We start from the raw sequence: 21,702 nt of genomic DNA, 5'->3' as shown, positions 1-21,702 counted from the left end.
GTTTTGCTTTTGGTTAAGACCTAAATGGGTGATATAGTATATAAATATGCTCGATCAACTTGAAGGGGGTACATACAGATGAGCGATGATCTCTGCCGGATAGGCATCATTGATATTGGTTCCAACTCCATTCGTCTTGTGATTTATGATACAACGCGGCAAGGAGGTTACAAAATCATCAAGGAATGCAAATACTCTGCAAGGCTAAGTGAGAAGATTACAAAAGCGGGCAGGCTCGAGCGGAAAGATATGGACACCATTATTCCTGTCTTGCGCCAGTTCAAGGAGATTTGCAGCGCTTTTGAGGTGGATAGGATCCGTGCAGGAGCGACAGCGGCCATCCGCAACGCCGCAAATTCTTCCGAGATCATTACATACCTTTCAGAGGCTTCCTTGATTCCAATTGAGGTGATCAGCGGCTATCAGGAAGCTTACTTTGGATTTCTTGGCGTCATTAATGCCTTTGATGTTCAGGACGGGTTCGTGATTGATATTGGCGGCGGCAGTACGGAGGTTACCCTGTTCCGCGGACGGCGCTATCAGCACAGCATTTCCTTTCCATTCGGTGCGGTCAACACCAACCTCATGTTCAGCCACCAAGGCAACTGGAACAGCGAACAAGTGAAGAAGCTCCAGGCTTATGTGACTGGCAGGCTAGTCGAGCATGAGTGGCTGGGCACCAGTGCTGGTCTGCCGTTATACGGCCTCGGGGGAACGCTCCGTTCATTAGGCAAGCTGGACCAGAAGATGAGGGAGTATTCCTTGCCGAATTCTCATGGTTATGTACTCTCCAGTGAAATGATAGACCGGTTTATGGAGATACTGCCTGATACGCCTTATGAGAAACGGAAAGATATGGAAGGGTTGTCCAAGAGCCGGGCGGACATCATTGTGTCGGGGCTGGTCATTTTCCATACAGTTTACAACTATATCCGAGCCAGTCAGGCACTCATCAGCGGGGAAGGTTTGCGGGAAGGCATGCTGCATGACCTCTTAAATCCTGAGCAGCCGGTGTGTGACAGTGCGCTGGAGTTCAGTCTGGATACGATAATCCGCTTCGATATCCGCACTTCTAAAGGGCATCTGGAACATATCTGCAAGCTTGCGATTAGTCTGTTTGGCGCATTGGGACATGAAGGTGACCGCGAAGAGCAGAAGATGCTGATCTATGTCTCCATCATGCTGCATCGTACAGGGTCGAATATTAACTACTACCAGTCGAAACGGCATACTCGCTACTGGCTGATGAATTCACCGATTCGGGGTCTTACCCACCGGCAATTGATTCTCAGTGCGCTTATTGCTTCCTACAGCACAAAAAGCCGGAAGCAGAAATTGTCCCAGACACATAAGGACATTTTACTGGCTTCCGACGAGGAGTGGATTCATAAGCTGGGTACGCTCGTACAGCTGAGCATTGCTCTGGACAGCACCGAGATCGGTGTAATCCGCGGATTGAATGCTGAGCTGCACGGCAATACTCTTCATCTGGAGCTTGAAGGTGTAGGTGAGGTGCATATCGGACAGGAAGACATTGAGAACGCCCTAAAAGCATTTAAGAATGCTTGGTCGGTGAAGGTAAAGCTCGGCTCCCTTTCCAATGACTGACCTCCAAAGCGGCTACTTGGCTCCGGAAGGGAGCCTTTTTGTCGTCCGGCCTTTCGTAGTATCCATTCGGCTGAAGGAAGCTGGCTTTCACGTTATCCTTAAGCGACAGATCAAGAATCTTGACGATCTGCTTACGGATGCCACTGTCTAACACCGGACACATCAGTTCAATCCGCCGGGTCAGATTGCGGGTCATCCAGTCGGCGCTGGATAAATACACTTCCGGCTTGCCGCCATTCTCGAAATAATAGATGCGTGAATGCTCAAGAAAACGGTCGACGATGCTGCGGACTGTGATCCGCTCACTCAGGCCTTCAATGCCCGGGCGCAGGCAGCAGACGCCGCGTACAATCAAATCGATGGAAACACCGGCCTGGGCTGCACTGTACAGGCTGTCGATGACCTCCTGATTGGACAAAGAGTTCATCTTGGCTATAATCCGTGCCGGTCTGCCGGCTGCCGCGTGCTCGGCTTCGCGGAGAATCAGCTTTTGCAGCGACAGGCTCATGTTGGTCGGAGCGACGATGAAGGCATTCCAGTCATAATTGGCGGAATAACCGGTCATTTGGTTGAACAGCTCTGAGGCATCCAGCCCAATTTCATTATTGGCAGTGAACAGGCTGAGGTCGGTGTAGGCTTTGGCTGTGCTGTCATTGTAGTTCCCGGTACCGACATGTACATAGCGGCGCAGCTCGTTCCCTTCCTGGCGGACGATCAGCGTTACTTTGGCATGCGTTTTGAGCCCGACCAGGCCATAGACAACATGGCAGCCGGATTGTTCCAGCTTGCGTGCCCAGGCAATGTTCCGCTCTTCGTCAAACCGGGCTTTCAGCTCTACTACCACGGTAACCTGTTTGCCCGATTCTGCGGCATTGGCTAGGGCGGTAATCAGCGGCGAGTTGCCGCTGACCCGGTACAGGGTCATCTTGATGGCCATGACATGCTCATCCTCGGAAGCCTGAATAATAAAGTCGCTCATCGCATCAAAGGATTCGTATGGATGGTACACTAGCACATCGCGCTCGCGCAGCACTTCGAAGAAATCCTCATTCTCCTCAAATTCCGCCGGATATTGCGGCACTATCGGAGCATCAAACAGGTAACTGAAGCCCTTTAGGCTGCCTGCGAATCCCCGCAGGAACCCTAGGTCAAGGGGCCCGTCAATTTCAAAGACAAAATCCTCAAGCTCGAACTCGGCCTGCAGCTGTTCAAGGGCATAAGGATGAATCCCTTTTTGCACCTCAAGCCGGGCGGGAACACCCCGGCGGCGTTTGCGCAGCTCCTTTTCAATCTCTTCGAGCAAATCCTCTGCGCCTTCCTCATCAATCGTCAGATCAGAGTTGCGGGTTAGACGGAACTCGCTGACTGCTACCGGCTCATAGCCGCTGAATAACGTTTGAATATGATGGCGGATAACATCCTCAATAAAGACGAACTGCCGTTTTTTGCTGTTGGAACGGTGAGGGAGTGGAATACACCGCGGCAGGTTGGAAGGGATCTGCAGGATGGCGAAATAGGGATCCTCTTCCTGGCTGTTCTTACGGGTCAGCACCACAGCCAGATAGATGAACTGGCTGTGCACAAGCGGAAACGGACGGCTCTGATCAACGGCCATCGGAGTCAGAACAGGGAAAATAATGTCGCGGTAATACTGCTCAATCGACAACTCCTGAGCATGGGTCAGATCCTCATAGTTAACAAAGACAATGCCTTCTTTATGCAAATGCCGGGAGATATCGCGGAAGGTGCGGTATTGGTCGGCAATAATTTTGGTGACCCGCTTGATCAGACGTTTATACAATCCGGAGGGGGTATAGCCGGTAAAATCTTTTTTCGTATAGCCGGCTCTAATCTGATCCTGAATTCCGGCTACACGCACACTGATGAACTCATCCAGATTGCTGGATACGATCGCGAGGAATTTGGCGCGTTCCATCAGCGGATTATCCAGATCTTGCGCTTCAAGCAGTACACGGCGGTTAAATTCGATCCAGCTTAAGTCCCGGTTGAGGTAAGCAGTAGCTGGACTGCTATGGTTGTTTTTTTTCTCTTCTGCGTTCATAGACCCTCCAAGTGTGCTTCAATGTCTTAATAACTTTATCGTATTCTACCATTCTACTATTTGCCGAAGGGGGAATTGTTAAATCTGTGTAAAATTTTCGCGGATAATATCCGAATATCTTAAAAAACCTCTTAATGTAATGGGAAAATATAATTACTATGTAAAAGTATTCCTCTGAATGCGTGGAGAAAAAGTAAATTCTATCAGAATGGTAACAATTTCTTAGGCATTGGTTACAAAATTGTGATATATTCAATACTGTTAGTTTACAAACTACTGCACTGGATATGCCGGCATAAGGCATAAGAAGAAGGTACATACGTCCAGAGTTATCTTGGTGCGAGATATTCCCTCACGGGAACCCTCTTGCACCCACTAATGAAGGAGGCAAATATGAAGATCAGATTCAGAGCCATTACAGCCCTTGCTGCTGCTGTTGGCATCAGTACATTGCTGCATGCAGTCCCCGCCAAGGCGGACAGCGTACATATTGCAGGAGAAACTACCACCTATTATACACTATCGAACTACTACGGTATCGGTGTCGATGAACTCATGAACGCCAACAAGTCGGTTGCGAGCATGAATATTTATCCGGGGCTTAAGCTCACCATTCCACGTGAGAATAAACTTATTGCTGCTGCAGACACCTCGTTCCCAGCTTCCGTCATTTCGACCAGCCTGAACGTGGAGAAGGAATCCAATATAGTACAAGCCTGGGGGAAAGAATTCAACTATGCCAAGATTATTCAGGCCAAAGCTACAGCTTACTCCTCAGCAGCCAGTGAGAACGGCAAATGGGGGGCGGTCGATTATTTCGGCGATGCGCTTAAGCTGGGCACGATTGCTGTAGACCCGAATGTGATTCCGCTCGGCACGAAGGTGCTGGTGACCGGACATTCGCATCCCGGGCTGCCGAAGCAGGCATTTCTGGCCACGGCCACGGATATGGGAAGTGCGATCAAAGGCAACCGTATAGATATCTTTATTCCCGGAAGCCAAAGCTTCGTATCGGATTTTGGATTTCAGTACGTGAATTTGTACATTATTGAATAGTCTGCTTTTAAGGCTCCACGCCGCTATTAAGCCACACTCAAAAGGAAACGATGAATGCCGGAGATCATGGCAGCTCGTTTCCTTTTTATTTTAATTTCATACGAACACCGTTCCTAAATGGACGGCGAAGCTTTTGCTATTATCAGTTGAAATAATGAACAACGTAGAGGCTAAAGCCAATTAAATAGTTACTTATTTTTATCCACCTGAAGCATCTGGGGGACCGTTACAAAAGTGTAGCCCCGCTTGCGCAAGATATTAATAACTTCCGGGAGCGCCTGGATCGTCCCCCGAAGATTGCTTCCTTGGCCGCCGCCGCCATGCTGCAGCACAATCGCCCCCTTGCCCGCATGGGACAGAATGTTGTTTCTCACCTGTGATTTTGACAACCCCCGCCAGTCCAAAGAATCAACATTCCAATGGATCAGCTTGTAGCCGTGACTTTTTGCCCATTTGAGTTGTTGCTCACTGATATCTCCATACGGTGGGCGAATTAATCGTGGCTTATACCCGGCAAGAGCAGCAATAATATTTTCGGTACGCACAATTTGTGTCCGGAATTCATTTACACTAAGCTTCCCGAATTCCGGATGATTATAGGAGTGGTTGCCGACAACATGGCCTTCCCTGATCATCCGCTGCACCAGTGCAGGATGTTTCTCCGCCCGGCTTCCGACGACAAAAAAGGTCGCTTTCACATGATATTTACGGAGAACATCCAGCAGCTGCGGTGTGAAACGCGGGTCAGGAACATCATCAAACGTCAGGGCGATCATCCTGTTCCGGGGCCCCTTGGTCATAATCGTCTCCGGATATTTGCGCATCAGCTGGCTTAGAGTCAGAGTTCTGCTGCGTTTTTGCCGCCGGGCAGCCGCTGCGGAAGAAGAAGAACCGGGTGCGATAGCCTCTACTTCGTCTTCGGCAGCATTTTGTGGCTGAGGGGTTCCGTGCTCTTCCGGTTGCTGCAGCAGGGGAGAAGAGGCTGAAACAAGCTCTGCAGAGGTCGCGGGGCTAAGCAGAACCATTGTAATTGCTAAGAGAATGAGCAGTTTCCGCCCTTTTAGCAGCTTATCCATTCATCCACACCTCCTATGTAACTTCGCGCACTGCTGTTTCTCCCTTGTTATCCCCAAGCGGAGGCTAATTTATGCTGGACTTCCATGCTCACAGTTTGAGATTTATTGCCGTGAATTTTACGTGTATACTAATGAAATGGGAGATTCGCTTCCACTATAAATCGGATAACCGGAAAGGTTGGAATCGGAAATGACTGATTTATTCAAGCCTTATGAATTGAAGGCTTTAGTTTTAAAGAATCGGATAGTTATGCCCCCAATGTGCCAGTATGCGGTGCACAAGCAGGACGGAATACCGGATGATTGGCATTTCGTGCATTATGTCAGCCGCGCCGTTGGCGGAACCGGCTTTATTATTGTAGAGATGAGCGGTGTGCATCCAGATGGGCGAATCACTAACCACGACACCGGGATCTGGAGCGATGACCAGATAGCGGCCTACCGTAAGATTACGGATGGGGTCCATGCGTACGGCGCCAAAATTGCTATTCAGTTAGGTCATGCAGGCCGCAAGGCTCTGGATGCGGAACCGCCGGTTGCTCCGTCGGCAATTCCGTTCGATGAGAAGTCCAAAACACCTCAGGCCCTCTCTAAAGAAGAGATCGCAGAGCTTGTCTTGGCTTACCGTGAGGGCGCGCGCAGGGCAGTGGAAGCCGGTTTTGACACGGTAGAGATTCACGGTGCCCATGGATACCTGATTCATCAGTTCCATTCACCGCTCACCAACATTAGAGAGGATGAGTACGGAGCTGATTTAGCACTGTTCGGCGAACAGGTGGTCCAAGCAGTTAGAGAAGTACTGCCCGCAGAGATGCCGCTGCTGATGAGAGTATCAGCCAGAGAATATGTCGAAGGCGGCTATGATGAAGCCTATGCTCTGGACATTTGCCGCCGGTATAAAGACGCTGGCGTAGATATGTTCCATGTATCTTCTGGCGGAGAAGGACCGGTCGGCTCTAATGGCGGACCTAACGCGGGTCCGGCTTATCAGGTGGATCTCGCTGAATATATCAGAAGCGGACTGCAGGTTCCGGTTATAGCGGTAGGACGTCTTGAGAACTACGCAGAAGCCCAGTCCATAGTTGCCGAAGAGAAGGCGGAACTCGTAGCTATTGGCCGGGCAATGCTCAGTGACCCTTACTGGGCGCTGCATGCAGAGGAAGCGCTTGGCGGGGTAGACGAAGCGAATGTGCCGAAACCCTATGAGCGCGGGGTATGGCACAGAAAATAGCACTCTACCAATGTGAAATATGTCACAGATTTTAAATTCCTTCTAGGGCATGGTTAATAAGATTAAATTTGAAGGAGCTTGATAACGTGGCGACAGTTATAACTAACGAGCGGCTGGCTGATGGAGTGTACCACCTTCGGGTTGAAGGGAATTACGGCGGTGAAATGGGTCAATTCTACATGTTGCGGGCATGGGGAGCCTATCCGCTGTTGTCCAGACCGCTTAGCATACATCAAGTAAACGATGACGGTGTCGAATTTCTCTATCATGTGGTCGGGGAAGGCACTGAAATCTTTGCCGGTCTGACACCCGGAGATAACATTGATCTTGAAGGGCCGTTTGGCAGTGGCTTTCCCGAAGTTGAGGGGAAGGTTGCTCTGGTAGGCGGGGGGATTGGCATTGCTCCGCTTTATTATTGTGCGCAGAAGCTTCCGAACAGCGACATTTATTTGGGATTCAGCCGGGAAGCCTTCCGTACGGAAGCATTTCGTCCCTTGGCGGCGGAGCTGACGGTCAATGTCGGCGGCCTGATTCTCGACAATGTTGATTTTACCAGCTATGATCATATTTTTGTCTGTGGACCGCACCCTATGCTGAAAGCAGCACAATTAAAAGGCTTCGCAGCCGAGACTGCAGGCAAAATACCGGGCGTGTATCTTTCACTGGAGAACCGGATGGCCTGCGGGATAGGTGCATGTCTTGTATGCAGTGTGTCCTGCCGAGACGGGCAGCGTAAGGCATGTGCGGACGGGCCGGTCTTTTTGGCGGAGGAGGTGCTCTTCCATGATTAATTTAACTGCCAATATAGCAGGCGTACATTTCAAGAATCCGATCGTCATGGCTTCTGGTACCTTCGGCTTCGGCCGTGAGTATGGCAAGCTTTATGATGTGTCCATGCTGGGAGGAATCTCCGGCAAAGGTCTTACTCTTAACGCCAAGGCCGGAAACCCCGGTGTTCGTGTCTATGAGACGGCTTCCGGTATGCTGAACAGTGTGGGTCTGGAGAACCCTGGAGTGGAAGGGTTTCTGGCCAAGGAACTTCCCTATTGGGAGACCCTGGATACTGCGCGGATTGTGAATCTTGGCGGCAATACATTGCATGATTATGTGCTCGGTGCCGAGCTGATCCAGCGGGATGCCGAAGCCCGGAGTCTAGCCGGTACAACTGCGGTGGACATGATTGAGCTTAATATTTCCTGCCCCAATGTAAAAGAAGGAGGCATCGCTTTCGGTGTCAAGACTCCTGCTGCACAGGAGGTCGTCCGTGCGGTCAGAGCAGCAACGAAACTTCCGCTCGCCGTGAAGCTGTCACCCAACGCCGAGGATATCGCCGAAATGGCTGTGATGTGCCAGGAAGAGGGAGCGGATGCGGTTTCGCTGATCAACACGATCTCAGGGATGAAGATCGATGTCCGCCGCCGCCGCAGCGTGTTCAATAATCTGTATGCCGGACTGTCCGGTCCGGCGATCAAGCCAGTGGCGCTGCGTATGGTGCATCAGGTAGCCAAACGGGTGTCCATTCCGGTAATCGGTATGGGCGGAATTACCTCGGCAACGGATATTATAGAATTTATTATGGCCGGAGCAACGGTTATCCAGGTTGGAACCTATAATTTCATGAACCTGCGGGCAGGCAGCACGCTTGTGGAGGAACTGCAGCAGTTCATGCTAACAGAGAACATCTCTTCCCTGGACGAGATCCGCGGTATTGTGTGAGCTCTCCCAAGTTTTGCAGGTACTGTTTTTCCGCTGACCTGAGATATCTTCGTGCTTCAAGGTTAATATAATGGGAAGGGGGAGATCGGGTTGGTTGCTTATGAGTTCCATCCAGAGGACATTGAACTGTCTGCAATAGCTGTAGGCCGTGATTTACTGCTGCTCATTACCGGAGGAGTCCGCCATATCGGTGCGGCAAGCACCGCATATGTTGACGGTGATAACATCAGCGTATCCACCTCTGCCGTCCCCCATCACAAAGAACATACAATCAGTGAAGCCATCGCGCTCAAGGTATCGGCTGCACTGGGTAAGACGGTCACGGTGGTTATGGGCATTCATTATGATGATTTGAGCAAAGAGGACATCACTAAAGTTGTAGAAATCGTATACAGCAAGGTGGATCAATATTTAACGCAATAAATTTGAAACGATTCTCGCCACTCTGCGTAAAAGATACCAAATGAGAAATTAACTTTTATTTTGGAGGAATGAACCGATGTCTATATTTAAAAGATTGCGTGATTTGACCATGTCCAATGTGAATGCGATTATTGACAAGGCGGAAGACCCGGTCAAAATGACGGACCAATATATCCGTGACATGACCGAGGATTTGGAGGATGCTGAGAAAGCGGTAGCTGCCCAGATCGCCATCGAGAAGAAATTCAAACAGCTGTATGAAGAGCAGGAAGCACTTGTAGCCAAGCGAAACCAGCAGGCGCATACGGCAGCCCAAGCCGGCAATGCCGATCTGGCCCGCCGCGCGCTGGAAGAGAAGAAATCCGCTGAAGTCAAGCTGGTGGAGTACAAAACAAGCTTCGAGCAGAATAAAGCTTCAGCCGACAACCTGCGTGCCAAGCTGGATGAAATGCGCAAGCAGCTCACACAGATGAAGAACAAACGTGAGACTCTGGTAGCCCGCTTCAATGCCGCAAAGGCGCAAACAGAAATTAATAAGGCAATGAGCGGTTTCAGCTCTGACTCGGCTTCTGCCGGATTGAAGCGCATGGAAGAAAAAATGCTGCAAGCTGAAGCTCAGGCAGAAGCCAGCAATGAGATGAGCTCGGGGAACAAATCGCTTGACGATGAATTCGAGAAGCTGGGCAAGGACCAAGCTGTAGAAGATGAGCTGGCTGCGCTGATGAAGCAATACGACAAACAATAGGATATGGACTTACCGGTCCTAAAGCCGGTGTTCACAGGCGAAGGGGAGACGGAACTAGCGGTTTCTCCTTCGCCTTCTCTATGTGGTCGGATAGGAGCAGCAATCTGAATAAGCGGGGGCTAAAGCAATGGATTTCCAAACACTGGTGTCCATGGTTGTATGGACGGTGAGCGGCGCAGTGCTTCTATGTGTACTGATGTTCGTGGATTCGCTGTTTACCCGTTATAATGATTTGGAGGAACTGAAGGCAGGTAATATGGCGGTCACAACGCGTTTCGTACTGAAACTGCTGGCCCAAGCCTACATATTATCGGCATCCATTTCCACTTCAAAGGGTCTGGGAGATGCGCTTATTGTCTCGATAGTATCTTTTGTTCTTTTGTTTTTCCTTGAAAAGTCAGTCCGCCTGCTGCTGAGCCGCTGGGGTAAGCTTAATCTTGATTATGGCACCCAGCTGGGCAAAATCGGTTATGGATTATTGGCTGGCTCGCTGCATGTAACGGGGGCATTAATTATTGCGGCTTATATACGAGGTTAAATATAGCAGGAGGATGATGGAGTTTGAGTATATGGAAACGTATAGGTAATCTTTTTTCCAAAACAGAAGCACCGGCTGCACCAAAAAGTATGCTGAATCTCTCCCCGGGAGATATTTGCGAAGTGTCGCTGGTTACTTATGAAGTAACGGGACGGACGAAAACCAGCGGCCGCAATGCGGTTGTCTTGACACTCCGTGACGGAAGCAAGATCTCCTATCTCTATATCGAGGAGCGTGAACAGCTGCAGTACAGTCTGTATCAACCGATTGACGGGCGGCTGGATGATCCTGCTGAGGTACCTTCTACGCTGGAGCTGGATGGTTACACGTTCCACCTTGAGGAAGAATACGAAGGGTTCGCAGCGGTAACAGGACAGACGCCGTATACCAATGGCGGAGAGCAGCATGTCTGGCAGTACCAGTCCGATGATTACCGGCTGCTGCGGGTGGAATGGCAGAACGGGCGGTTTATGCTTTATGAGGGCGAGAAAGTAATTCCGGGAGATGTCAAAGTGATCCGGGCTTCGTAATTCAACACCTGTTTTTTTTGCATCCCAAATGGGGATTAGAGGATACCTTCGCTTCTATAGCGGGTATCCTTTTTTCTTTGTCTTGTAAAGCTAAGGGGGAAATACCGAGAACAGACACTCATATCCAATATCACTTTCCCGGGCCTCATGTTAAAATAGTTCTGTACCGGAGCAGCAAACAGTAAGCACATGATGCCACATGAGACAGAGGACGGAGGGTTCTTATGAATAGCAGACAGGATACGCCGGATCGTAAATTTCATCGAAAAGCACTCCAGGTTAAAGAAGCACAAGCCCGGGTGATTGAATATGCAAAACTGCTGGATGGTGAGGAAGTACCGCTGAATCAGAGCTGCGGGCGTTTTTTGGCCGAGCCGGTGATTGCGCCGCATCCTTTTCCGGCATTTAACCGGTCAGGGATGGACGGGTATGCGCTGGTCGCCGGGGATACTAAGGATTGCGGGCCAGACCACGTGGTCTGGCTGGAAGTCGTGGATGATATTCCATGCGGAGCTGTACCTGCTGTGAGTATAACGTCCGGAACAGCCGCGCGAATTATGACAGGGGCGCAGGTGCCTGAAGGTGCAGATGCGGTTGTGATGCTGGAGATCACGGAAACCCGGGAAGCTGATGGCAAAAGTTTTGTCGGTCTCCGCAAGCCGCAGCAGGCTGGCCGCAATATTACCCCGCAGGGTTTTGAACTAAAAGAAGGGGCGATTGTACTTCAATCAGGAGGGAAGATTGCTGCGGGTGAGATCGCTGCGCTGGCAGCGCTTGGAGTACATACTGTCAAAGTACTGAGACGGCCTAAGATCGGGATTTTCGCTACGGGTACTGAGCTTTTGGAGGTAGATGAGCCACTTCAACCCGGAAAAATCCGTAATAGCAACTCACCGATGCTGGAAGCGCTGGTGCGGGAGACCGGGGGTGAGCCTGTCATGCTGGGTGCAATCATAGATGACTTGGAGCTGGCCCGGAGCAAAGTGCAAATGGCTCTGGACAGCTATGACATGGTGATCACTACGGGCGGTGTATCGGTGGGGGACTACGATATTATGGGTGATCTGGTCCGGGAGAACAGCGGCGACATGCTATTTAATAAAGTTACGATGCGCCCGGGAAGCGTCACAACAGCTGCTGTTCGCGGAGGCAAGCTGCTGCTGGCACTGTCCGGAAATCCCGGAGCCTGCTTCGTAGGTTTTCATCTGTTTGCGCGGCCGGTCATTTCCCTGATGCAGGGGGCTACGCTGCCTTTTTTGCCGGAATGGACGGCTGTGCTTGGCGCAGATTATTCTAAGGTGAACAATTATACACGTTATGTGCGCGCAAGGCTGGAATTCCGTGACGGCTGCTTGTATGCCTATCCGGCAGCGATCGACGAATCTTCGGTCATGGTAACGATCAAGGACAGCGATTGTCTGATTGTCGTTCCGCCGGAAGAACGCGGCTTGAGCGCCGGCGCTAAGGTAAGGGTGCTAAAGCTGCCGGGAGAACTTCAGGGCTGAATGGACTCTACCAGCCATGCGGGAGCGTGCGTGAATTAGAGATCAGGGGTGAAGCAGAAACATGATGAAGCGGGGCAAGAAAAGAAGTGAGACAGGCCGGGACTTTGCGCGGCTGAACATTGGCAACTCAAGGCTAGGAAGAGGCAGGGATGGAAAAAGCAAGAACAGCCATACCTGCAGCAGAAATGCAGGCAGGACAAGCCGGTTTCCCGTGGGAAGTCTTCGAACGGGTGCGGAATCGAATGGCGGTGGCGACAAGAGTCCACCTGCCGTATGCCAGATTGTCGGCTATAAAAACAGCGGCAAAACTACGCTGATCTGTGGCTTGATTCCGCTGCTGCAGCGGCACGGCTGCACTGTGGCGGTGATTAAACATGATGCCCATGACTATGAAATGGATCATCCGGGGACAGATACCTGGCAGCAACGGCAGGCCGGAGCATCCGCAATTGCCATCACCAGCGGCAGAAAAACATCGGTGATCGAAGAACGCAGCAGCAGTTTGGCAGAGCTGATTTCAGCTTTTTCCAGCTATGATTATGTGCTCGTTGAGGGCTTCAAACACGAAGCTTATCCTAAAATAGTACTGGTTCATAACGAAGAAGACCTGAGCCTGCTGAACAATGCGCAGAATAAGGTCGCTGCCGCATTTTGGGAGGAAATGAAGGACAACGTGTGGATTGAGCCGGGAATCCGGCAATTCAGCATCAACGACAGTGCGGCAATCGCTGATTTTTTGTGGCAGCAACGGAATTATTTTCAAAATTTCAACATATGAAAAATTCACAATAGAAAACCCAAAAAATTCTATCCGCGCTTCATTGAACAGTCTCTTCAAAATCAAGTCATAAGGAGCAGCAGCCCCAGTCCTCCATGGTAACGGAAGACTGGGGCTGCTATTGTTGAAGATCCTATGTCCAGTGACCAGGACGGGCAAGCGCTGGAGGCAGCTTGGTTAAGGTATTGCCCTTGGCTGCATTAAGCTGTGCTTGTGTAAGAAACAGGCTGCCGGTCAGATCAGCTCCGCTTAGGTTAGTATCCCGGAAATCTGCGCCAATGAGGTCAGCAGCCTGCAGATTTGCACCGCTGAGATCAGCGGCAATGAGATAGGCTCCCCGCAGGCTTACGCACCGCAGATCCGCACCCTTCAGTTTGGCGCCGATCAGATCCGCGCCGCGGCCATATTTTGCTTGTCGTTTGGGAACCGACTTCAGCTCCCTCCGGGCCGTATCACGCACAAGTTCACTGGTACGCAGGAGCAATTCGTTGACTTCCCCCCGGTGTGCAGCAACATCCAGCGCCAGCAGCGCCTCGGCCTTCAGGTTCGTGAGTTGTTCGGTCTTCTCCAGAGCGGTAGACAGCGCACTATGAAGCGGGGCAGCAGACTGGAAATGAAGTGCTTCGGTGAGATACCACAGCAGTTCATGTAGCTGACGCATTACCGGGAATACCTCGAACATCTGTGATGATGTTTTGGGAGCCTGCCGCCAGTCCTTGCCGCCATAGGTGATTTGGGATATCTTTTGGCCTGCCCCGAAACAGTCATACACTGTGCAGCCCCGAAAGCCCTTGTCTCTCAGAGCGGTATGAATACCGCAACGGAAGTCCGTCTGCAGATTGGGACAGGGCTGTCCGGCGTTCTTGTTCATCGCGAAGTCTACCGAAGCCGCGAAGGGCAGCGCCGCACAGCACAAGCCAAAACAGTTCTCGCAGTCAGATTGCAAAACGAGAGAAGCTCCGGCCGGGCCGGATGGTGAATAATTGTAATTCTCTGACATGGGTATGCTCCTTACAATAATAAAAATTAAATACTCTTCAGCATTAGAACAAAACTCCGCTCGAATGCAGCTTCACATGTTTCCTTCAGAGCAGCAGTGATGCCATCAGCTCTCTACACGCCGTTCAATCGCTTCGGACATCGTTTTGTCCGTAAGATGGGCATAGACTTCGGTAGTTTCGGTCGAAGCGTGTCCAAGCTGCTCCTTGGTTTTGTAGATATCATTTTGCAGATAATAGTCCGTGGCGAAAGAGTGCCTCAGCTTGTGCACAGTCAAATACGGCTTTCCGAAACGTTTGGCGTATTTGATAATCATCTCTTGAATCGCCCGTTTTGTCATCCGTTTCCCTTCCTGGCTGCCATTGGGCAATGCAATGAACAACGCCTTTTCCCTCTTTGGCGTCTTGTAGCGGGCCTGGCGGAGACTTAGATAGAGCGAGAGATCATCCTTGGCCTGCTCGCGGAAATACACAGGTGTTTTGAAGGTCTCGTCATTATTGCCCTTACGGTATACATAAAGCAGCTTGTTATTCACATCCAGATCATCCACGTTGAGATTAACCACCTCGGATACACGCAGGCCGGAATTCAAGATCAGACTGGCGATGCAGGCATCCCGTTCCCGGTTCAACTGAAAGGAGTAATATGCCTGCTTGTTAGCCTCAACGTCCCTGCCATAACCCTCATAGATGTAACCTACGAATTCCAGCAGTTCCTCGTCTTCGAGAATTTTCCCCTTTAGCTTGGCTGCGGTATCTTTCGGTTTATGAATGCGTTTGATTTCCACCTTGGCCATAATATTGCGCTTCAGCAGCGGGTAGAAATTCTCATCTTCGGCAATCTGGCTCAGGTAATGGAACAGGGAGCGCAGAGCAGACAGCTTGCGGGATACCGTCACCCGGGTGTTCGTTCCTTCGGCGCGGGTAGTTAAATGCAGCCGGTAGCCGACAATACTGTCCATATGGAGTGTTTCCAGATCAAGCAGAGTGATTTCAGCATTACTGCCGGCCGTTGACAGACCCTCCACACGCAGCCACCCAAAAAAAGATTCATAATCACGGATATACTCCAGTAGGGTTGAAGGCGACAGATCCGGCCGTTTATAGTCAATGAATTGCTGTACAAACCATGGCATAAGATGCAGCCTCTGGTCGAGATTTTTCCGGTCGCTGTTTTTTTGGATGCTGATAACAATCACCTTTTTCATAGTTTGCTTAGGTTTAAAGTGTTGCGGTCTAAATCTATCATATCATGTTTTGTGCTGGACCGGGAATGAGAGGCAGGCAGCTTACTCCAGAAGTGACAAAGTTATATGATGTGAAGTAAACGTGAAAGGCAGAGGTGAACCTAATGGAGCTTGGAATACTGGTTCCCAAGGAGCAAAAGCAGACGATCAGCAGGGTGTGTAATCTTCATAATTCATTCTAATGCTACCCTATAATTATGTTAACTTAATTCGGCAACTGAATGATAAATCTAAAGCTTGGGATGCCCGCCGGGGCTATCTCAGGCTCTATTTCTGTTAGGAAATTATACAATTTGGAAATGAGATTCCTTAAGAATATCAAAATAATCACATCCCGCAGCAGTATAGTACCATATAATGTATATTGAACATCGTTCAAAAACATTGCAGTGTTAAATTCACTGCTCTAAACGCAAATGGAGGAATTTTGAAATCATGAGCAAAGAACAAAGGCAAGAGCAGGAACGCGAAGCGATGCGTCATTTGATTCTGAGAATAGCCGGTGAGCTGGTGGCCGAGAAGGGGATGAAGCAGATATCTATCCGCAAGATTGCTAAACGGATGGACTATTCCGCCGGAATCATTTATCACTATTTTCAGGGAAAGGAGGCTATTGTGGAGCAGCTTCTACAGCAGGGGTACAGGAAGTTGATTGATGGACTAACAGCCCGATTACACACTTCGCAGAATGAAGAATCGGCTGAGGAGAAGCTAAGCCAGTCGCTGCCGCAGTTCATTCGGGTGACAACAGCGGAGGAATCGGGGGCTGGAACGGTTCCGTCCTTTAAAGGACGGCAAAGCCGTTTCTGCTTGACTATTCGACCAGGGGGAGACGCCAATGGAATATAGACGATCAGTTGGCATTTTAACGGGTTTAATTATTCTCCTTGCGATAATTACGTCGGGGTACGGATTGCTGTCAGGTCACGGCCCGGAGGCGGCAAGAAGGTCTGAATCTTTTACCTCTATCTGGGGTGACAAGGTCGAATTATATGGTAGTGGGATATATAAACACGATTCAGTTTCCGCTGCTGCTCAGGCGATAGCCCAGGATGGAGTTACGCTGGTATTGGGGGTTCCTTTGCTGGTTGTGTCACTGGTTATGAGCTTCAGAGGGAGGGTCAGAGGACGTTTGCTGTTAGCTGGAGCCTTGGGATATTTTACATATACTTATGCGTCTTACAGCTTCCTGTCTATGTACAATCAGCTGTTTCTAATCTATGTCATGTTGTTCTCAGCCAGCTTATTTGCTTTTATTCTGACACTGTTGTCCCTAGAGCGGGAGAAGGTAGAACGTTATTTTAAACACAGTTTACCGGCCACAAGCATCGGCGTTTTCCTGCTGTTTACCGCGTTTATGATTATGATGTTATGGCTGGGCAGGCTTGCTAGTTCTTTACGGGAAGAGACAGCCCCTGTAGGGTTGGAGCATTACAGCACATTAGTGATTCAGGCACTCGATTTAGCTATTGTTGTTCCGCTCACGGCAATTACCGGGGTACTGCTCATTCGCAGGCGGCCTTATGGTTATCTGCTTGCTTCTGTAGTCATAGTGAAAGCCGCTGCTCTCCTAACCTCCATCACAGCCATGATCATTGGGATGCTGAGGGCGGGAGTAAGTGTATCTACAGTAGAGCTGGTAGCGTTCCCTGCGTTTCATTTGGGTGTTATTGTTTGTTTGTACCTTGTATTGAGCAATGTACAGGAATCGGGATAGTCTTCAAACTCATTACCCATAGAATAGGGGCGGATATTATGAGGAATAGAACATTGATTATGTATGCCAGTAAATATGGATGTACAGAGAAGGCCGCAATACTTTTGAAATCCAGGCTTGGAGAGGCTGAGGTTATGAATCTAAAATAGGCCAGAGTGCCGGCCCTGGCTTCATATGACACGGTAATTCTGGGCAACTCCATCTACTTTGGCAAAATCCGCAAGGAAATGGCGTTGTTTACGTCCAAATATCAGCAGGAGCTGTTAAACAAGCGGCTGGGGATTGTTCGTCTATGCAGGAATGACAGGGGAGAAGGCGGAGGAGGAACTGAAGCAAGCTCATTCTGAGGTTTTGTACAACAGGGCATCTTCAAGGAGATCCTGGGTGATGAGATTGATCCGGAGAAAACATCAACATTGGACAGATGGATTCTGCGCAGGGTCAAGGGGAAGGGGCACGAAGCTGGAGCTGGATTATCGGTGGATAAGCTAGACAAATGCGTGCTTAAAATGTCCCGGAGTTGAGGGGAAGCAAGCCAATGGCAAGGAGTATCCTACGGATGCGATGAAAGAGCAAAAGAGCGGCAGCAAGAACAGATGATTCTGTTCAAATATAAGGATGTATAGGTTTCTGCTTGAAGTGCTGCCGCTGTATTGATTTTGGGAAGGTCACGAATTCACATAATAATAATTATGTTAACAATCTTCCGGTTTTGTCTAAAAGAGATAAATCACGAGCCGTCGGCATCAACGAATAAGTCCCCTTTTTCCACATTACTATAAAAATTCATTATATGAATATTTCACAATAGAAAAATCAAAACCTAATGCTTCATCTAGCCCATTCGCCCACCTACAACACATATCTTTACCTAATCACAATCACCAGGAAAAAGGATGAAATCACATAACGGGCGGCAAAAGTCAACGGATTCAATCGCGATGTACTTCCATTCAAGTAGCAAGCTTTTTTCATAGAAATTGTTCGGGATTAGCGGGAATATCTACTTGGCCCTCGGAAGTATAGCGCTTTATACAAGTACTCATAGACGTAATCGAATATGATGAATTGATTGACGAGAATTCTGCGGCCGTATTGCTGCTCATCCGGGAGCATAGCCTATACATCTTCCGGTTCAAGGGCAACCGGCGTTTCGCAAAATACATGTTTGCCGCATCTCATCGCCTCCACAGTGTAAGTCTTATGCAGCGGAGAGGGCAGGCAGATATCTATTACATCCATTCTGGGATCAGACATAATGTCTTCTATCGACATATGGCCTGATTCCGGTAAACGGAGAGGGCGGTGCGCTTGCTCCAGAAGTGACAAAGTTATATGATGTGAAGTAAACGTGAATGGCAGAGGTGAACCTAATGGAGCTTGGAATCGAACTGGTTCCCAAGGAGCAAAAGCAGACGATCAGCAGACTCATGCAATTCTATCTGTATGACTTTACCCGTTACCTGGATCTTGAGGTAGACCGTGATGGCGGCTTTCCGGCGTATCCCGGACTTGAAGCTTACTGGAACAGCGGCAACAATAAATTCGCTTATTTGTTTACGGTGGATGGGCATATTGCCGGATTCGCACTGGTGGACCGTCTGCTTCGCAACCCGGAAGGGCAGTACTACATGACTGAATTTTTTGTGATGCAGAAATACCGCCGCAGCGGTGTAGGCACATGGGCAGCCCACCGGTTGTTTGATATGTTTCCGGGTGACTGGAAGGTGTCGCAGATCCGCGCCAATACGCCTGCCCGCAACTTTTGGCACCGGGTGATCGGCAGCTATACGCATGGAGAATTTAAAGAGCGCTTTAATCCAAAGCAAGGTAACCCAAGTCAGTACTTCAGTACATTAAGTATTAATAAGATTAAAAAATAAATTGCGCTTCACTCTAAGTGTTTTCATCCACAACGGTATATCTGATACTGTTTGAAATCGCAACTTTTGCTGTTTTCCAGCGTCTGGTAATTGAGGCAGTTTTAGATGGATATGACGAAACAATAATTGTGGATCGTCTGTATTGCGCTATCGTCTGCGTTATTTACGGGTTGTAAGAATGGTGATGACAAGCTTGCGAATATGCCTTCTGATGTAGCGCAAGAAGCGGTTCAGACCGGAGTATCCTCAACTTCTGAACTCTCGCCAACGGCAGCTGCGAAGGACATACATAATTGAAGGGGAAGAAATCTCTGCTGATTTTTCCGCCCATCGGACCTTGCCGCTCGGAGTGTTGATGCCGGCGGAGGGCGTCTTTGTAGCAACTCCAGCACCTGCTTGGTCTGAAGAAATGGAGGGGTGAAATGAGATCACACAGATATTTTGGCATATGGATCGGCTTTATGTTACTGATTCTAATGGGCTGCAGTAAAGAACCTGCAAGGGATGAACAAACTGCATATGACTATGTTAAGGCGCAAGGCTATAAGATCATCTCTACAGAAGACGAGGCTTTTGAATACACGTTGACTAAAAAGCTGCTGTATGGAAGTCCAGAATCGACCCCTTATCAGCAGATGTGGGGTGTTCAAGCCGCTTCCCCGGATGATTATCTAGGCAAAAAAATAACCATTTATAAGTTCACCGTATCTAATCATCCGCTCGAAAAAATATATCTGACGGATACCACCAATGTTAACATCCTGATGGCCGATGGAGAAGTGATTGGCGGGACTTCGTTCCCGCTTAAAGAAGGCGAGTTGCTAATGGGAAGCGCCTATTCGCTGGACGGAAGGACGCTTGAAGAAGTGACAGGTCTAACCTTTAAGGAATGTTCTGACGATTGGAAAAAGAGGTACGATAATTAAACATCTATTTCATAAGGAGATTAGTCTGAAGCATCATTATCCACTATAGCTTGAGCAAGAGGCGTGATCCATACTTTATAGATCATGCGAGTGCTTGTAAACGTAACAGGCGTAAATTTGCTGATAACGGGGATGATGTAGCGTATTGGAGCGGATTAATTCATAGAGCAGTACATGGGCTAGCTTGGCACCGGTTGTTTTGTAGCCGCTGTAAAGTTAGCCTATTTCATTATATGCACCGCTGCTGATCCATTCAAAAGTTTTATACATGTTGACAATACGAGTTGTACAGATATATATTTGAATTACATATTGAACGTTGTTTAATAACATTACATTGTTTAATGAATCGGATTATTGAAAGGAGTCACCATGAGCAAAGAAGGCCGGCAAGAGCGTGAGCGGGAAGCTATGCGGATGCTGATTCTGGAAACGGCAGGCCAATTAGTGGCCGAGAATGGAATACAGAAGCTGTCGATCCGCAAAATAGCTGAACGTATGGAGTATTCACCTGGGATTATTTATCACTATTTTGAGGGGAAAGAGGATATCATCGGGCAACTGCTGGAGCAAGGGTATCGCAATCTGCTTCAGAAACTGAACGCTGCCACGGCACATAACAGTGAAGAATTATTACCGGAGGAGGCGTTGAGCCGCTCTTTGTCGCAGTTTATCCATATGGCTATAGCGGAGGGGACACAATACCGCAATATATTGCTTAATGATTCTGCGGCAGTCCTCAGGCATACTGCGGTGCTGCATATGGGGGCTTCACAGGAACGGAAAGCAATCGGCATGCTGTGCGCAACACTCCGCAGGTTCAAGGGCTTGGGGTCACAAAGTGAGCGTGAACTGGAGCTGACTGCCCAAGTTATTTGGAGCGCAGCCTTCGGGTTGATTATCAGACTGACTGTAGAGAATCCCCCGGAGGAACAGAAGGAAGCCTTGATTTCACGTCATTTGCAGGCGATGCTAACGATAGCATCAGGATAATTCCATTCTGGAAGCTGATAAGGAGCGGGTATAATGAAGACATTGATTTTGTATGCCACTAAATACGGATGTACAGAGAAGGCAGCCTATCTCTTGAAATCCCAGCTGCAGGGCGAAGTGGAAGCGATCAATCTTAAGTACGTCAAAGTTCCGCCGCTTACTGCGTATGACAATATTATTTTAGGCGGCTCCGTCTATTACGGGAAAATCCGCAAGGAAATGGCGCAATTCTCCCGAGAGAATAAGGAGATGTTAAAGAGCAAACGACTCGGGCTGTTCATTTGCGCAGGCTTGAAGGGAGAGCAGGCGGAGCAAGAGCTCCGACTTGCTTTTCCTGAAGAATTGTACAGCAAAGCCCTTGTGAAGGAAGTATTCGGAGATGAGATTTATACCGATAAAATGTCTGCAACGGACAAATTAATTCTCCGGATCGCCAAAGGAAAGGAAAAAGGCAATACAGGGTTAGCTTTGGACAGGATAACGAGCTTTGCTCAGGCGATGAATTGACTAATAAAAGAAGACGAAGACGACTAGTTAACATAATCAATACTATGTTAACTAGTCGTCTTTGTTTAATGATCACTTATTCAATAGAGAATATGAGCAATGTGACAATTATGTCATACTAAATTGAATATTGTTATGTTAAGCGATGGGAATATAGATATGC

At 49.0% G+C, this 21,702-nt stretch carries 23 protein-coding genes; 18 read left to right on the top strand and 5 right to left on the bottom strand.

The window, feature by feature from the left end; genetic code table 11:
• Positions 1-78 precede the first annotated feature (78 nt).
• On the top strand, positions 79-1,608 hold the full coding sequence (locus NST99_RS18695; protein ID WP_341093714.1) for a Ppx/GppA phosphatase family protein: 1,530 nt from the start codon (positions 79-81) through the stop codon (positions 1,606-1,608).
• Here NST99_RS18695 and ppk1 read toward each other — a convergent pair.
• On the bottom strand, positions 1,556-3,670 hold the full coding sequence (gene ppk1 / locus NST99_RS18690; protein ID WP_341093713.1) for a polyphosphate kinase 1: 2,115 nt from the start codon (positions 3,668-3,670) through the stop codon (positions 1,556-1,558). The genes NST99_RS18695 and ppk1 overlap by 53 nt on opposite strands.
• Before the next feature lie 393 nt (positions 3,671-4,063).
• On the opposite strand from ppk1, the gene NST99_RS18685 reads away from it, so the two are divergent.
• Positions 4,064-4,726 carry a 3D domain-containing protein gene (locus NST99_RS18685; protein WP_341093712.1) on the top strand — a complete coding sequence of 221 codons (663 nt, stop codon included), beginning with the start codon at positions 4,064-4,066 and terminating at the stop codon, positions 4,724-4,726.
• A gap of 188 nt (positions 4,727-4,914) precedes the next feature.
• On the opposite strand, the gene NST99_RS18680 is transcribed toward NST99_RS18685, so the two are convergent.
• On the bottom strand, positions 4,915-5,802 hold the full coding sequence (locus NST99_RS18680) for a polysaccharide deacetylase family protein (protein WP_341093710.1): 888 nt from the start codon (positions 5,800-5,802) through the stop codon (positions 4,915-4,917).
• Between the two features lie 190 nt (positions 5,803-5,992).
• On the opposite strand from NST99_RS18680, the gene NST99_RS18675 reads away from it, so the two are divergent.
• The 9 genes from NST99_RS18675 to mobB all read left to right on the top strand — a co-directional run bounded on the left by NST99_RS18675 (position 5,993) and on the right by mobB (position 13,268).
• Positions 5,993-7,033 (top strand): NADH:flavin oxidoreductase/NADH oxidase, encoded by a 1,041-nt coding sequence (locus NST99_RS18675; RefSeq protein ID WP_341093708.1) that lies wholly within the window; start codon positions 5,993-5,995, stop codon positions 7,031-7,033.
• Between the two features lie 86 nt (positions 7,034-7,119).
• The gene (locus NST99_RS18670) at positions 7,120-7,824 is read left to right on the top strand and encodes a dihydroorotate dehydrogenase electron transfer subunit (RefSeq protein ID WP_341093706.1); all 705 of its coding nucleotides are present in this window, start codon (positions 7,120-7,122) and stop codon (positions 7,822-7,824) included.
• Positions 7,817-8,749 carry a dihydroorotate dehydrogenase gene (locus NST99_RS18665; RefSeq protein ID WP_341093705.1) on the top strand — a complete coding sequence of 311 codons (933 nt, stop codon included), beginning with the start codon at positions 7,817-7,819 and terminating at the stop codon, positions 8,747-8,749. Before NST99_RS18670 ends, NST99_RS18665 begins: the two co-directional genes overlap by 8 nt.
• A gap of 90 nt (positions 8,750-8,839) precedes the next feature.
• Positions 8,840-9,172 (top strand): prenylated flavin chaperone LpdD, encoded by a 333-nt coding sequence (gene lpdD / locus NST99_RS18660; RefSeq protein ID WP_341093704.1) that lies wholly within the window; start codon positions 8,840-8,842, stop codon positions 9,170-9,172.
• Between the two features lie 76 nt (positions 9,173-9,248).
• On the top strand, positions 9,249-9,917 hold the full coding sequence (locus NST99_RS18655; RefSeq protein WP_341093703.1) for a PspA/IM30 family protein: 669 nt from the start codon (positions 9,249-9,251) through the stop codon (positions 9,915-9,917).
• A gap of 127 nt (positions 9,918-10,044) precedes the next feature.
• Positions 10,045-10,455: a DUF350 domain-containing protein gene (locus tag NST99_RS18650; RefSeq protein WP_341093700.1), complete on the top strand. Its 411-nt coding sequence runs from the start codon at positions 10,045-10,047 to the stop codon at positions 10,453-10,455.
• 23 nt (positions 10,456-10,478) lie between these two features.
• Positions 10,479-10,985: a DUF4178 domain-containing protein gene (locus NST99_RS18645; RefSeq protein ID WP_076109570.1), complete on the top strand. Its 507-nt coding sequence runs from the start codon at positions 10,479-10,481 to the stop codon at positions 10,983-10,985.
• A 224-nt stretch (positions 10,986-11,209) separates the two neighbouring features.
• Entirely contained in the window at positions 11,210-12,490 is a 1,281-nt protein-coding gene (locus NST99_RS18640) for a molybdopterin molybdotransferase MoeA (protein WP_341093696.1), read from the top strand.
• A gap of 61 nt (positions 12,491-12,551) precedes the next feature.
• Positions 12,552-13,268: a molybdopterin-guanine dinucleotide biosynthesis protein B gene (mobB, locus tag NST99_RS18635; protein WP_341093695.1), complete on the top strand. Its 717-nt coding sequence runs from the start codon at positions 12,552-12,554 to the stop codon at positions 13,266-13,268.
• Between the two features lie 133 nt (positions 13,269-13,401).
• Here the strand turns inward: mobB and NST99_RS18630 are convergent, their stop codons facing one another.
• Both NST99_RS18630 and xerS read right to left on the bottom strand, forming a co-directional pair.
• The gene (locus NST99_RS18630) at positions 13,402-14,268 is read right to left on the bottom strand and encodes a pentapeptide repeat-containing protein (RefSeq protein ID WP_341093693.1); all 867 of its coding nucleotides are present in this window, start codon (positions 14,266-14,268) and stop codon (positions 13,402-13,404) included.
• Between the two features lie 105 nt (positions 14,269-14,373).
• Positions 14,374-15,456, bottom strand: a complete 1,083-nt coding sequence (xerS, locus tag NST99_RS18625) for a tyrosine recombinase XerS (protein WP_340899802.1) — start codon at positions 15,454-15,456, stop codon at positions 14,374-14,376.
• A 492-nt stretch (positions 15,457-15,948) separates the two neighbouring features.
• Between xerS and NST99_RS18620 the strand changes: the two genes are divergently transcribed.
• From NST99_RS18620 to NST99_RS18610, 3 genes are all read left to right on the top strand, one after another.
• Positions 15,949-16,362, top strand: a complete 414-nt coding sequence (locus NST99_RS18620) for a TetR/AcrR family transcriptional regulator (RefSeq protein ID WP_341093692.1) — start codon at positions 15,949-15,951, stop codon at positions 16,360-16,362.
• The gene (locus NST99_RS18615) at positions 16,352-17,230 is read left to right on the top strand and encodes a hypothetical protein (protein ID WP_341093691.1); all 879 of its coding nucleotides are present in this window, start codon (positions 16,352-16,354) and stop codon (positions 17,228-17,230) included. The genes NST99_RS18620 and NST99_RS18615 overlap by 11 nt, the downstream gene beginning before the upstream one ends.
• Positions 17,231-17,385: 155 nt before the next feature.
• Positions 17,386-17,577 carry a flavodoxin domain-containing protein gene (locus tag NST99_RS18610; RefSeq protein WP_341093690.1) on the top strand — a complete coding sequence of 64 codons (192 nt, stop codon included), beginning with the start codon at positions 17,386-17,388 and terminating at the stop codon, positions 17,575-17,577.
• A 772-nt stretch (positions 17,578-18,349) separates the two neighbouring features.
• Here NST99_RS18610 and NST99_RS18605 read toward each other — a convergent pair.
• A complete protein-coding gene (locus NST99_RS18605) occupies positions 18,350-18,505 on the bottom strand; it encodes a Gfo/Idh/MocA family oxidoreductase (RefSeq protein WP_341093689.1) in 156 nt (51 codons plus the stop codon).
• A gap of 80 nt (positions 18,506-18,585) precedes the next feature.
• On the opposite strand from NST99_RS18605, the gene NST99_RS18600 reads away from it, so the two are divergent.
• The 4 genes from NST99_RS18600 to NST99_RS18585 all read left to right on the top strand — a co-directional run bounded on the left by NST99_RS18600 (position 18,586) and on the right by NST99_RS18585 (position 21,539).
• The gene (locus NST99_RS18600) at positions 18,586-19,113 is read left to right on the top strand and encodes a GNAT family N-acetyltransferase (protein WP_341093688.1); all 528 of its coding nucleotides are present in this window, start codon (positions 18,586-18,588) and stop codon (positions 19,111-19,113) included.
• Positions 19,114-19,535: 422 nt separating this feature from the next.
• Complete coding sequence (locus NST99_RS18595; protein ID WP_341093686.1) at positions 19,536-20,039, top strand: hypothetical protein; 504 nt, start codon at positions 19,536-19,538, stop codon at positions 20,037-20,039.
• Between the two features lie 372 nt (positions 20,040-20,411).
• Positions 20,412-21,032: a TetR/AcrR family transcriptional regulator gene (locus NST99_RS18590; RefSeq protein WP_341093684.1), complete on the top strand. Its 621-nt coding sequence runs from the start codon at positions 20,412-20,414 to the stop codon at positions 21,030-21,032.
• A 33-nt stretch (positions 21,033-21,065) separates the two neighbouring features.
• Positions 21,066-21,539 carry a flavodoxin domain-containing protein gene (locus NST99_RS18585; RefSeq protein WP_341093683.1) on the top strand — a complete coding sequence of 158 codons (474 nt, stop codon included), beginning with the start codon at positions 21,066-21,068 and terminating at the stop codon, positions 21,537-21,539.
• Positions 21,540-21,702 lie beyond the last annotated feature (163 nt).

It is taken from the genome of Paenibacillus sp. FSL L8-0470 (assembly GCF_038008625.1).
Taxonomy (GTDB): domain Bacteria; phylum Bacillota; class Bacilli; order Paenibacillales; family Paenibacillaceae; genus Paenibacillus_AQ.
Note: the sequence above shows the minus strand (reverse complement) of the source record. Positions and strands in the feature narration are given on the sequence as shown.

Bases quoted from the DNA above. Each gene is read 5' to 3' on its own strand.
- NST99_RS18695 (WP_341093714.1), top strand. From the start codon at position 79: ATGAGCGATGATCTCTGCCGGATAGGCATCATTGATATTGGTTCCAAC.
- ppk1 (WP_341093713.1), bottom strand. From the start codon at position 3,670: ATGAACGCAGAAGAGAAAAAAAACAACCATAGCAGTCCAGCTACTGCT.
- NST99_RS18685 (WP_341093712.1), top strand. From the start codon at position 4,064: ATGAAGATCAGATTCAGAGCCATTACAGCCCTTGCTGCTGCTGTTGGC.
- NST99_RS18680 (WP_341093710.1), bottom strand. From the start codon at position 5,802: ATGGATAAGCTGCTAAAAGGGCGGAAACTGCTCATTCTCTTAGCAATT.
- NST99_RS18675 (WP_341093708.1), top strand. From the start codon at position 5,993: ATGACTGATTTATTCAAGCCTTATGAATTGAAGGCTTTAGTTTTAAAG.
- NST99_RS18665 (WP_341093705.1), top strand. From the start codon at position 7,817: ATGATTAATTTAACTGCCAATATAGCAGGCGTACATTTCAAGAATCCG.
- NST99_RS18655 (WP_341093703.1), top strand. From the start codon at position 9,249: ATGTCTATATTTAAAAGATTGCGTGATTTGACCATGTCCAATGTGAAT.
- NST99_RS18650 (WP_341093700.1), top strand. From the start codon at position 10,045: ATGGATTTCCAAACACTGGTGTCCATGGTTGTATGGACGGTGAGCGGC.
- NST99_RS18640 (WP_341093696.1), top strand. From the start codon at position 11,210: ATGAATAGCAGACAGGATACGCCGGATCGTAAATTTCATCGAAAAGCA.
- mobB (WP_341093695.1), top strand. From the start codon at position 12,552: ATGATGAAGCGGGGCAAGAAAAGAAGTGAGACAGGCCGGGACTTTGCG.
- NST99_RS18630 (WP_341093693.1), bottom strand. From the start codon at position 14,268: ATGTCAGAGAATTACAATTATTCACCATCCGGCCCGGCCGGAGCTTCT.
- NST99_RS18620 (WP_341093692.1), top strand. From the start codon at position 15,949: ATGAGCAAAGAACAAAGGCAAGAGCAGGAACGCGAAGCGATGCGTCAT.
- NST99_RS18615 (WP_341093691.1), top strand. From the start codon at position 16,352: ATGGAATATAGACGATCAGTTGGCATTTTAACGGGTTTAATTATTCTC.
- NST99_RS18605 (WP_341093689.1), bottom strand. From the start codon at position 18,505: ATGTCGATAGAAGACATTATGTCTGATCCCAGAATGGATGTAATAGAT.
- NST99_RS18600 (WP_341093688.1), top strand. From the start codon at position 18,586: ATGGCAGAGGTGAACCTAATGGAGCTTGGAATCGAACTGGTTCCCAAG.
- NST99_RS18595 (WP_341093686.1), top strand. From the start codon at position 19,536: ATGAGATCACACAGATATTTTGGCATATGGATCGGCTTTATGTTACTG.
- NST99_RS18590 (WP_341093684.1), top strand. From the start codon at position 20,412: ATGAGCAAAGAAGGCCGGCAAGAGCGTGAGCGGGAAGCTATGCGGATG.
- NST99_RS18585 (WP_341093683.1), top strand. From the start codon at position 21,066: ATGAAGACATTGATTTTGTATGCCACTAAATACGGATGTACAGAGAAG.